The sequence below is a fragment of the Promineifilum sp. (SeqCode) genome, from assembly GCF_041918635.1.
Classification (GTDB): domain Bacteria; phylum Chloroflexota; class Anaerolineae; order Promineifilales; family Promineifilaceae; genus Promineifilum.
On the sequence record NZ_JAYRVJ010000202.1, the window covers coordinates 1 to 11,008 of the forward strand.

Here is an 11,008-nt window from a genome sequence, read left to right on the forward strand (position 1 = left end):
GCGACCCATCTTCAACCAGTTGAGCAGCGCCCACGTGCTCAGCGCCGCCAGCAGCGCCAGGAGGGCGTACATGCGTGTCTCCTGGCTATAGTAGACAAGCACCGGGCTAACGGCGGCGAGGAGGATAGGGGCCAGGTTCCAGGTTCCAGGTTCCAGGGAAGAGCGCTCTTTCCCTGGAACCTGGAACCTGGAACCTGGAACCTTTCTTACCAACGCGCCGGTGACGGCGACGGTCAGGATACCGGCAAAAGTGGAGAGGGAGCGCAGGCCGAACTCCGTCTCGCCCACCAACTCGCGCCAGCCGCGCAGCAGCAGGTAGTAGAGCGGCGGGTGGATGTCGCTGGCCGTGCCCTCCAGGATAGCCGGGATGGAGCGCTCGCTCAGGCGCGCGCTATTGCCCTCGTCGTTCCAGAAGGACTGCGCCTCCAGCCGGTGGAAGCGGAGGCCCGTCGCCAACAGCAGCAGCGCGACGACGACCGCCAGATAGCGCCGTTCGTTCATTCGCGTGGGGCCAGGGCGCGCAGCAAGGCATAAAAGAGGACGCCCGCGCCGAACAGAAAGAAGACAGGCCGCCAGCGCATCCACTCAACCTGCCAGCCCGGCATGGGCGAGCCAGACGGGCCGCCCGCGACATAACCGGCCACCGCATCGTAGACGGGCAGCGGCGTGAAGTCCGGCTCCAGCATGCGGAAGTAGTACCACGCCTGGCTCACTTCGGAGTCGGAGGGACGCCGGAAGAACCAGTAGTTGTTGACGCCGATCCACGGCCACTCGTCCTGGGCGCGGCGATAGGCTCCGACGGTGTAGCGCGCCTGCTGCGCCTCGGTCACGCGGCCATAGGTGGGCGCGATGTCCTCCGGCGCGGTGTTCCAGCCCATCTCGCTGATCCAGATGGGCTTGGCGGCATAGCCGTGGCGCACCAGGATATCGCGTAAGAACAGGTTATGGGCATAATTGATGACCGTCGGCCGCAAGCGCTGGTCGGTCGGGCCGGACCACAGGCCGTACCCCTGGGCGGAGAATACATCGAAACACTCCCCCGCCCCGGCGGCCAGCATACGCTCCAGGAAGATGAGGTCGTTCATGTTGCGGCCGTCGTTGGCGACGGTCGGCGTCAGCGCCCCGGCCAGCACGACGGCCGACGGATCGACGGCTTTGATGCGGTCGTGGGCCAGGCAGAGCAATTCGGCAAACGCCTCCGGGTTCACGTCCTGGCGGCCCCACTCTTCGTTGCCATTTGGCTCGTTCCACAACTGGTAGTAGCGGATGCGCCCCCGGTAGCGCTCGGCGACGGTCGCGGCGAAGTCGCCGAAGTCGTTGAAATCATCGGGCGGCGCGTTCGTGCCGATCTCATCCCCCGCGGCGCGCGTCCAGGCCGGCGGGTTGCTCAGCCGCGCGATGACAGCGATGTTCCGCTCGGCAGCCAGCCCCACGATCTGGTCGTACTTGGCCCAGGCGTCAACGCCGGCCGGATCGTTGCGCCGGTCAACGAAATCCCCCTTGCCGTGGATTTCGATGTCTTCCCAGGGGAATTCCTCGCGGATGAAGCGAAAGCCGGCAGCGGCGAGGAGGTCGAGCGTGCGGGCGCGCTTCTCCGGTTCCGCCTCCTGATGCAGGAAGGTATTGACGCCAAAGGGGGAGACGGCCGGATAGGCCAGCGGCGAACCGGCGACCTCCCCCGGTTCCAAAGTGGGTTGCGGCCGGACGGCGGTGTTGAGCCAGTGAATGACGCCGGCCGCCTGGCCGCGCCACTGCTCCTCGCCGGTGAGGTCATACAGCGAGCGGGCGTTGGGCCAGAGGGCGACGAGCAGCGCGAGCGCCGCCAGGGCCAGGAGCAGCCGCCTGCCCAGACGGCGCGTGTGTTCAGCGGAGGTCATGGTGCTAGATTATAGCGGGTTCTTCCAGAATAGGGGTTAGGGGCCAGGTTCTAGGGAAGAGCGCTCTTCCCTAGAACCTGGCCCCTGACCCCGGGCCCTATTACTCCCATTCGATGGTGCCCGGCGGCTTCGACGTGATGTCGAACACGACGCGATTGACCTCGGGCACTTCATTGACAATGCGGCGGCTGACGCGAGCCAGCACCTCGTAGGGCAGTCGCGCCCAATCGGCGGTCATGAAGTCCTCAGTCGTGACGGCGCGCAGCGCGATCACTTCTTTGTACGTCCGGCCGTCGCCCATGACGCCGACGCTCTTCACCGGCAACAGGACGGCGAACGCCTGCTGCGCCCCCTCGCGCAGCAGATCGGCCCGCTCCAACTCCTCCAGGAAGATGGCGTCGGCCAGACGCAGCCGCTCCAGCCGCTCCCAGGACAGCGGCCCCAGGCAGCGCACCGCCAGCCCCGGCCCGGGGAAGGGCTGCCGGTAGAGAATCGTGTCGGGCAGGCCCAACGCCGAGCCTAACCGCCGCACCTCGTCCTTGAACAGCGAGCGCAGCGGCTCCACCAGTTGGAACTGCATGTCGGCCGGCAGGCCACCCACGTTATGGTGGGTCTTGATGACGTGCGCCTCGTCGCGCCCCTTACCGGCGCTTTCGATCACGTCGGGGTAGATCGTGCCCTGGGCCAGGAAGTCGATCTGCCCCAGCCGGCGCGCCTCGCGCTCGAAGATACGCACGAATTTCTCGCCGATGATGCGGCGCTTCTGCTCCGGGTCGGTCACGCCGGCCAGCGCGTCGAGATACTCCTCGACGGCGTTGACCGCCACCAGCCGGATGCCCTGCTCCTGCTGGAACGCCTGCACGACCTTGACCGCCTCGTTCTGGCGCAGCAGTCCGGTGTCCACAAAGATGCAGGTGAGCTGGTCGCCGATGGCGCGGTGGATGAGCGCGGCGGCCACGGCCGAATCGACGCCGCCGCTCAGCCCCAGGACGACGCGCCCGTCGCCCACCTGCGCCCGGATGGCCGCAATCTGCCCGGTCAGGAAGCTGGCCGGCGTCCAGTCGGGCCGGCAGCCGGCAATGCGGTGGACGAAGTTGCTCAGCAGCAGCCGCCCCTGCGGCGTGTGGGCCACCTCGGGGTGAAACTGGACGGCGTAGTAGGCACGCTCGGCGTCGGCCGCGGCGGCCAAGGGGGAATTCTCGGAGTGGGCCAGCGGCCGGAAACCCGCCGGCAGCATCTCCACCTTGTCGCCGTGGCTCATCCAGACCTGCGCGGCGCTGACCGGCGCCTCGTCGGCCGCCTGCCAGCCGGCAAAGAGCGGGTTCTCGGCCACGTCAATGGTCAGTTGCGCCGGGCCGTACTCGTGCGCCGTGCTGCGGGCCACGCGCCCGCCCAGCCGGTGCGCCAGCAGTTGCATGCCGTAGCAGATGCCCAGCACCGGCCGGCCGCTCTCCAGCACGTAGTTGGGCAGCGTCGGCGCGCCCGGTTCGTAGACGCTGTTGGGGCCGCCGCTCAGGATGAAGCCCTTCGGCTCCAGCGCCAGCACCTCAGCCGCCGGCGCGCGCCAGGAGACAAGCTCGCAATAGACATTGGCCTCGCGCACCCGGCGGGCGATCAGTTGCGAGTATTGCGAACCGTAGTCTAGAACGACGATGGTGTCGTGTTTCATAGTAGAAAGTTGATAGTTAATAGTTGAGAGTGGTCAGTGGTCGTTGGTAGTCAGTCGGCAGTCAGCAAGTTCTCCCCTGCTCCCCCGCGCCCCTGCACCCCTGCATGCTTCTCACTCCGCCATCACGATCCGCCCTTCGCTCATATCGGTGATCGTCGCCAGCGCCTCGATCGGCACACCCCAGTAGGCCAGATTCTCACGACCGCCCTCGAAGATCTTCTCGACCACGGCGGCGATGCCGACCAGGGTGGCGTCGGCCGCGCGCACGATGCGGGCCAGCGCGTCGATGGTGCGTCCGCTGGCCAGAAAGTCATCGACAATCAGAATCCGGTCGCCGGCGTGCAGGAATTCGGGCGAGACCATCAGCAGCACCTCACTGCCCTTGGTGTGACTGGGAGCCGTGTCGATGTAGACCGGCTCGCGCATGGTGATGGGCTTGTGCTTGCGGGCGTAGACCACCGGCAGGTTGCCCAGCGCCTGGGCGGCCATGACGGCCGGAATGATGCCGCTGACCTCGGCGGTCAGCACGCGCGTTGGCTCGGTGACGCGAAAGCGCTCGGCGATGGCCTCACCGGCGGCCACCATCAGGGCCGGATCGATCTGGTGATTGAGGAAGCTGTCGATCTTGAGGATGCCGCGGCCGAGGTTCTCCCCTTCGCGTCGAATACGGTCTTTGAGTGCTTGCATAGGCTATCGGGTCTGCATGCCATCCTTCTCAGGCGACTGTATGCCCTGATTATGACCCAAGGAGCAGGGCCGCGCCAACGGTGATTAAGCTTTCCATAGCACGGCCTGTACCACACCGCCGGTTTGCGAATTTCTTCACAATGTTCTTGACCCACCCTGCCTTGTCCATTATAATGATAAGCAAACAGTTCGTTCAAAAAAATTTGAAAGTTGTGAACGAGGTTAGCGCATGGATATAACTTTAACGCGAGAAGGGATCGAAGCGGTCGAAGAGGTGCTTCTTGCGGCCATCGATAGCGAAGTGCCCTTACTCAACGACGCCAGCCGGCACATTCTAAGCTCCGGCGGCAAGCATCTGCGGCCCCATATCGCCCTACTATCTTACCTGGCCGTCGGTGGGACGGACCTACAAGAGGCCGCGCCGCTGGCCGCCGCCGTCGAGATGGTGCACACGGCGACGCTGGTGCACGATGACATCAACGACCATAGTCTGCTGCGCCGCGGGCGGCCGTCGGTGCATGCCCGCTGGGGGCGCACGTTCGCCCTGCTGACCGGCGACTATATGTTCGCCAAGGTCTACGTCATGATGGCCCCTTTTGGCCCGGCTTACAACGTCATCATGGCCAACGCTTGTTCACAACTGGTAGAGGGGGAGACGCTCCAGGCGGTGGCGGCCAAGGCCGGAACCATTGACCGCGAGACCTACAAGCGCATTGTCAGCCTGAAGACGGCCAGCCTGTTCGAGGCCGCCGGGCGTATGGGCGCGCTGAGAGGCGGCGGTGAACCGCACGTCGTTGAGGCCCTGGCCGAATATGCCTACAACGTGGGCATCGCCTTTCAGGTCATTGATGACATCCTGGACGTGATCGGCAACCCGGAGGCGCTGGGCAAGCCGGTCGGCGCGGACGTGGCCCAGGGGCGTGGCGCGTTTGTCGCCCAGGGCGCGGCCAACCACACCGGCGAGGCAAACGGTCGTACCATTCTGTCACTCCGCGCCGGCAGTGAACCGGCGGTCGTGGCCGAGAAAGAAGCCGATCCCATCGCGGCGATGATGAGTAAACTGCGCACTTCCGGCGCTATCGAACTGGCCCGCATACAGGCCATTGAGGTCGTCGAGCGGGCGCGCCGCGCGCTGGAATTAGTCCCGCCGTCGGCCGCGCGCGACGAGTTGGAGCGGTTGACCTATGAGGTCATTGAACGCGACCGCTAAGCTTAGCGGGGCGGCATCATGAGTCTGGTCTAGGGCGCGACGGCTGCGCGCTGACGCCTAGCGACCGCGCCATCGCCCTTGGGCGTCAGCAGGGTCGCGGGTGGAGTATGTTTTTCGGAGCGTATTTCTGTGCGGGCAGCTTCACATTTGTTCTAGGGCTGATCGTTCTGGCGACGCTCTTCGACGGCCAAGCCACCATGGTCAGCTTCAGGGGGCGGGTTCTTCGTTATATCGGCCTATCCGTCGCCATTAGTGTGCTGTGCCTCGTCGCGTTTGTTGGCCTCTCCTATGCGACGGGGCTCATGCGCTTTGGCGAAGCCATGCACTGGAGCTATCCCGGGGACTACTTGGCCGGCGGCCCACTGGGCTGGATATTGATGATCATCCCGCTACTGGGCATTATCGCGCCGCTGGTCTTAGCCCTGTCGATTAAGCGACAGGAGCCGACAACAAGTATGCGCTGAGCGGAAAACCGCCTTATTGCTAAGAACAACTCAGCTGCCTGAGCCTATTGCGCGCCTTGGGCGACTCGCTTCATGTGCGCCAGGATCGCGCCGATGCCGTTCAGGCGTTGGGCGCTCAATACTTGTTGCAGCCCCAACTGCAGGTAGAACTCCAGCGGCACGGATAGAATTTCGTCCAGTTTCGCGCCGCTCAATCCTTCCTGCAAGATCGTAGCGTAGCCGCGCACCGTCGGCGATTCCTCGGCCACGTCCAGATAGAAGCGAATGCGATCGCCATTCTCCTTTTCGGCGTGGACAAAGACGTCGGTCATGCACTCGTTGACTACATCCATACTTTGGCGTTGCGGAACCAACCGCTCGGGCAACGGCGGCAGCCGATCGGCCAACTCCAGCAGATACTCCAACTTCTCCTGACCCTCGATGGCCCGAAAGTCTTCCACAATCGTCTGTAAGGCGGCAGGTAGTTCGCTCATCACGCTATCCAATCGCTCCACTGCTCCGACGGCGTCTTGCCGAGCAGCTTGAGATAGACGCTAACTTTACCATAGAAGATGAGCAGCGCCTCTTTGTAAATCTCCAATTGGACGTTGGCTGGAACGAGAAAACCGTGGCCGCGGTCGATGGGCCGGTTGGCGATGTCCTCGTCGCGCAGCGCCTCGACCGCCGCCAGCAGGTCGGCGTCCAGTTGCTCGTACCAGGCTCGCAGCCCCGCCACACTACCGGCCAACGCCGGGTCGGTCAGGCCATAGGCGAACGCCTGCTCGAACGACCGGAACGAACCCACGTAGGCCCGCTGCGTCTCGCCCATCTCGACGCATAGTTGGCCGAGCGTCGGGTTGGCGCCGCCCGGCGTGAAGGCCAAATCGTCGTCGATCAGGACGGCCAGTAGATGATCGCGCAGCCGCTGGTAAAGCCGGAACAGGCCATACGGCCCGGTCATGATCTGATTCATGCTATTGTCCCTGTCCTTCAGCCGTCGGTTGTAATCCCGCTTCCGTCGCTATCGGCGAGATGACTTCCTCCGTTGGCGCTTCCTGGACAGGCAACGCCGGCGCGCCATAGAGCGACGCGAACTTCAGGACACGGTGGTTGCCCGCATCGACCACCCACAGGTTGCCCCGATCGTCCACCGCCAGGCCGTTGGGCAGACCCAGGCTATTCAAGTCTGTGCCATATTGGCCGAAGCGATTGAGGTACGCGCCGCTGGGGCTGAAGATCAGCACCCGGTAGCCTTCGGGGTCGGACACGTAGATGCGCCCGTCGGCATCGACGGCCAGGTAAGGTTTGTTGTTGATGGACTGTCCGTACCAGGCCTCAACGCGCCACTCACCACTGGGGGCCAGATCGGGCGTCAGGCGTTGGATGCGCCCGTTCCACGTGTCGGCCACGTAGATCGATCCGTCCGGCGCGACGGCCAGGCCGACCGGCTCGTTGAACTGGCCCAACTGACTGCCGAACGAGCCGACCTGGTTGAGGAAGTTGCCGTCCCGATCCAACAGCTGCAGCCGGTGGTTGCCGGTGTCGGTGACGAGTAGTTGATCCTCGCCGATCAGGGCGATGTCGCGCGGGCCGAAGAAAAGCCCCAGGCCGCCGCCGGGGTCGTCGGCCGCCGGCGCGCCGCTGGCCCCATACGCGCCGACGAATTCGCCGGTCAGCGTGAACTTCTGAATGCGATGGTTCCACGTGTCGGCCACGTAGACGAAAGCCTCATCCACCGCCAGACCCCACGGCTCGTTCAACTGCCCCGGCTCCGCGCCGAAGCTGCCCCAGCCGCGCAGGTACGTCCCGTCGGCGTCGAACACCTGAATGCGGTGGTTGCCGGAGTCCGCTACGTAGATCAGGCCATCCGGGCCGGCGGCGACGTTGCGCGGGCTGGAAAGCGTCCCCGGCTCCACGCCGGCCAAACCGCCTCCGTTCAGCGCCAGCAGCGGCGTGGGCGCGATGGCGTTGGCCTCATACGGGTCAACCAGGGCGGCGGCGCTGACCGCGCCCACGCCCTGATCCCAGATGTCGGCCAGAACGTCTTTGCGGATGTAGAGGCGCAAATCGTGGCGCAGCGGCCACTCCCCGGCGGTGTAGGTTCCGCCGAAGACCTCGCCGTACTTGGTGTAGTCGCGGTGGAAGAAGATGTCCCACAGCGCCTGGCGCACGCCCGGGTTCAGCAGGCCGCGGCGCGGCTGGTCTTCCGGCTGGCCCAGGCCGAAGACGGCATTCCAGGAGATGCGACGGTAATCCTCCATCGGCCACCACAAGAAGGTGTACTCGCGGGCGACGTAGTTGGCGGTCAGGAAGGGATCGAACGACTCCCAACTGTTGCGGCCGACGATGACCACCGGCGACTCGTTGAGGCTCTGCGATGGGGTGTCGCCGAAGTAGACGCGGTTGGGATACTCGCGCAAGTACCAGGTGAAGGGCCAGGAAACGTCGGTATCGTAGGCGACCTTGATACTCTTATCGCCGTGCTGCCGCATCGACAACTCTTCGAGTTGCTTCAGCACCACGCTCTTCGTGGCCGGCGCGCCGTGGGCGTAGACCATGAACTCGTTGGTGTAGTCGTAGTTGACGAAGTTGGCCATATAGCTGAAGCGAATGGTCAGCAAGGCCAGCACGCCGAAGATGCCCAGCGTGACGACCACGGGGCGCAGGCGCGCCTCCAACGGCCGGTAGGCTCGCCACCACAGATAGCCCACCCCCACGGCCAGAAGCAGACCGCCCAGGAAGCGGCCGAGGGCGGTCAGCGCCGCCGTCAACTGCTCGCCCAACTGGATCTGCCCCAGCAAGACGGGCTTGAGGGCGATGGCGGCGGCGACGATGAGCAACATTGTCAGGCCGACGGCCAGGAATGTCCGCCGCGTCAGCAGGTCGCGGGCCGGGACACTGCTCACTTTCTGCCCCAGGAACCAGCCGCCCAGCAAGCACATCGGGATGGCGAAGTGGATGCTCAGCCAGGGCATCTTCTCGCCGGCAATGCTGTAGGCCGGCCAGGTCAGCAGCATCCACCAGATAAGCGACGGCACAAACCCCACAAACGCCGGCAAGTTAACCAGTTGCTTTAGCCCACTCTGTCTCTTCTCACCCCCGCTCCCCTGCTCCCCGGCTCCCCTGCTTTCATCTCCCAACCCCAACTTCCGCACCACCTGATGCCGCCGCACGAGGAACCAGTAGACGCCGCCGAGACCAATAATAGATAGCGCCACCAGCAGACCGGGTATGCTGACGCCCTGCCATACCAGATTGCGGCCAATGGTGTCCAGCCCCCAATCCGCCAGGCTATAGGCCAACAGGCCGCCCAGCAGCAGCCAGACCCAGTACCAGACGATATGGCTGACGCGCCGCTGCCGCGTCCACAGCACCATGCCCGACAGGGAGAGGATGAGCGGCAGGAACTCGTAGAACGGGGTGACGAAGAAGTAGAAGAACCAGGGTTGGCCGCCGCGCTCCACGCCGTGCTGCTCCAGCCAGTAGCCGAGCGAGCCGAGCATGCCCGTCCGCCAGCCATTCAGGTTGGTAAAGACGGACGTGTAGAGCACCAGAAAGATGGCGTGGAAGATGAGCGCGGCGATGATCCAGCGTTTGCGGTCCCACCACAGGCCGACGAGGATGCCAATGACCAGCGTGGCCACGAGGAAGATGCCCGACTTGATCGCGCCGGAGGCCAGGATCGTTCCGATACAGCTGAAGCCGCCGGTCGCCAGGGTGCACGTGTTGAGCGCGTAATCCTGGGGGTTCCAACCGACAATGCGGATGAGAAACGCCGAGAGCAGCGGCAACAGCAGGCTGACGTAGAGCACGATCAAGTCGAACTCGGCGTACTGGTCGATGTGCGGCCGCATGGCGTTGACGATGAGGAATAATCCCAGACTGAACAACGCGATGCCGGCGATCTCTATCCAGCGCGTCAACACATCAGCCGGCCCTTCTGGCGTTTCTACAGCTGTTTGGGGCGCGTTCGGATCGACGGCGAAACCTTCCGACGTCGCTGTCGCTGTGGCCGCCGCTGCATCGCCCTCGGCCAGTCTACCCAGGAGCCAGTGCGCGCCGACGCCGGCGCCGACCAGGATGACGCCAATGAGGGCGATCAGGAGCGGCAAGCGCAGGCGCGGCCAGACACCGCGCAACCACGGCGCGCCGACCAACAGCGCCAGTAGGCGTATGACGAGGAAGCTGCCGAAGATGGCGACGTAGATGTAAGACGCCTCCATGGTGGCGAACATGAGCACCAGGCCGGCGGCGAACCACCACAGGTACTTATCCTTGCGCTCGCGGATGTAGTGCCAGGTGGCGGTGAAGACGATGAGAGCGAAGACGATCAGGTAAATGTCGTGCCGGATGTAGCGCGAGTAGTAGCTGATGTAGGGTGAGATAAGGAAGAGGAAGCTGGTGAAGAGCGCTCCTGCCCGTCCCAGCCAATCGCGCAGGAAATACGGCATCAGGACGAGCAGCACGCCCAGGATGGCAACCGGGATACGCGAGGAAAGGTCGCTGTCGCCAAACAGCCAGTAGGAGATGGCCGTGGCGTGGAAGAGGGACGGGCCGTGCATCAGCGGCGAGTGAACGTAGCCGTCACCGTTGTAGTACTGGTAGGAGAACTGCGTATGCAGACTCTCATCGTGGCTGACCACGCGGTCGCCCAGGCCATAGAAGCGCGTGACGATGGCAATCAGCATGAAGCCGAGGTAGATGGCTTTCTCCCAATCCAGTTGGAGGGCGCTGACCAGCGGACGCGATAGCACGTCCGCTCCCCAGGAACGGGCTTCCGCGGCGAACCCCGGTTTCGGCTCCTGCTCGGTTGGCAAGTTACTTAGTTCAGTCATGGTTGGTGGTTAGTGACTCGTGATCAGCAGTCAGTGATCAGCGGCTTACGCCGGCAGTTGGCGCGGGCGCGGCTGGAACCAGTTGGGCGGACGCGATAGTGGCTTGGGGCGTGGCGACGGGCGCGGCGCGGGTGGCGGTTGTCGTTTCGAAGGGCGTGGCGGCGCTCGTCACGGCGGCCCCGGTCGCCGCTGCGTCTGTGGCGGCAACACTTGTGGATGCCCATCGCGTCTGGGCGTAGGCCGGCGCGGCCGAACCCGACCAGTTCACTTGGACGAATAAAGCCAGC

General features: G+C 64.6%; 8 protein-coding genes and 2 pseudogenes. 2 read left to right on the plus strand and 8 right to left on the minus strand.

Annotated elements, in window-relative coordinates:
* The 4 genes and pseudogenes from ACE3UY_RS07025 to xpt form a co-directional block, all read right to left on the minus strand.
* A pseudogene (locus ACE3UY_RS07025) lies at nt 1–501 on the minus strand (hypothetical protein); the annotation flags it as partial.
* Nucleotides 498–1,877 (minus strand): cellulase family glycosylhydrolase, encoded by a 1,380-nt coding sequence (locus tag ACE3UY_RS07030; RefSeq protein ID WP_374686833.1) that lies wholly within the window; start codon nt 1,875–1,877, stop codon nt 498–500. The pseudogene ACE3UY_RS07025 and the gene ACE3UY_RS07030, both read right to left, overlap by 4 nt.
* A gap of 100 nt (nt 1,878–1,977) precedes the next feature.
* Nucleotides 1,978–3,546 carry a glutamine-hydrolyzing GMP synthase gene (guaA, locus tag ACE3UY_RS07035; RefSeq protein WP_374686834.1) on the minus strand — a complete coding sequence of 523 codons (1,569 nt, stop codon included), beginning with the start codon at nt 3,544–3,546 and terminating at the stop codon, nt 1,978–1,980.
* Between the two features lie 111 nt (nt 3,547–3,657).
* On the minus strand, nt 3,658–4,233 hold the full coding sequence (gene xpt, locus ACE3UY_RS07040) for a xanthine phosphoribosyltransferase (RefSeq protein WP_374686835.1): 576 nt from the start codon (nt 4,231–4,233) through the stop codon (nt 3,658–3,660).
* 229 nt (nt 4,234–4,462) lie between these two features.
* Between xpt and ACE3UY_RS07045 the strand changes: the two genes are divergently transcribed.
* Together ACE3UY_RS07045 and ACE3UY_RS07050 are read left to right on the plus strand one after the other, a co-directional pair.
* Nucleotides 4,463–5,443, plus strand: coding sequence for a polyprenyl synthetase family protein (locus ACE3UY_RS07045; protein ID WP_374686836.1), 981 nt, complete (start codon nt 4,463–4,465; stop codon nt 5,441–5,443).
* Between the two features lie 107 nt (nt 5,444–5,550).
* Nucleotides 5,551–5,907, plus strand: coding sequence for a hypothetical protein (locus ACE3UY_RS07050; protein ID WP_374686837.1), 357 nt, complete (start codon nt 5,551–5,553; stop codon nt 5,905–5,907).
* A 44-nt stretch (nt 5,908–5,951) separates the two neighbouring features.
* Here ACE3UY_RS07050 and ACE3UY_RS07055 read toward each other — a convergent pair whose 3' ends face one another.
* From ACE3UY_RS07055 to ACE3UY_RS07070, 4 genes and pseudogenes are all read right to left on the minus strand, one after another.
* A complete protein-coding gene (locus ACE3UY_RS07055; RefSeq protein WP_374686838.1) occupies nt 5,952–6,380 on the minus strand; it encodes a SufE family protein in 429 nt (142 codons plus the stop codon).
* Nucleotides 6,380–6,859, minus strand: a complete 480-nt coding sequence (locus tag ACE3UY_RS07060) for a DinB family protein (protein ID WP_374686839.1) — start codon at nt 6,857–6,859, stop codon at nt 6,380–6,382. The genes ACE3UY_RS07055 and ACE3UY_RS07060 overlap by 1 nt, the downstream gene beginning before the upstream one ends.
* A 1-nt stretch (nt 6,860) precedes the next feature.
* Nucleotides 6,861–10,721 carry a flippase activity-associated protein Agl23 gene (locus ACE3UY_RS07065; RefSeq protein WP_374686840.1) on the minus strand — a complete coding sequence of 1,287 codons (3,861 nt, stop codon included), beginning with the start codon at nt 10,719–10,721 and terminating at the stop codon, nt 6,861–6,863.
* 37 nt (nt 10,722–10,758) lie between these two features.
* A pseudogene (locus tag ACE3UY_RS07070) lies at nt 10,759–11,008 on the minus strand (hypothetical protein); the annotation flags it as partial.

Excerpts from the sequence above, each read along its gene's own strand:
- ACE3UY_RS07055 (WP_374686838.1), bottom strand. The coding sequence starts at position 6,380 with ATGAGCGAACTACCTGCCGCCTTACAGACGATTGTGGAAGACTTTCGG.
- ACE3UY_RS07060 (WP_374686839.1), bottom strand. The coding sequence starts at position 6,859 with ATGAATCAGATCATGACCGGGCCGTATGGCCTGTTCCGGCTTTACCAG.
- xpt (WP_374686835.1), bottom strand. The coding sequence starts at position 4,233 with ATGCAAGCACTCAAAGACCGTATTCGACGCGAAGGGGAGAACCTCGGC.
- ACE3UY_RS07030 (WP_374686833.1), bottom strand. The coding sequence starts at position 1,877 with ATGACCTCCGCTGAACACACGCGCCGTCTGGGCAGGCGGCTGCTCCTG.
- ACE3UY_RS07045 (WP_374686836.1), top strand. The coding sequence starts at position 4,463 with ATGGATATAACTTTAACGCGAGAAGGGATCGAAGCGGTCGAAGAGGTG.
- guaA (WP_374686834.1), bottom strand. The coding sequence starts at position 3,546 with ATGAAACACGACACCATCGTCGTTCTAGACTACGGTTCGCAATACTCG.
- ACE3UY_RS07065 (WP_374686840.1), bottom strand. The coding sequence starts at position 10,721 with ATGACTGAACTAAGTAACTTGCCAACCGAGCAGGAGCCGAAACCGGGG.
- ACE3UY_RS07050 (WP_374686837.1), top strand. The coding sequence starts at position 5,551 with ATGTTTTTCGGAGCGTATTTCTGTGCGGGCAGCTTCACATTTGTTCTA.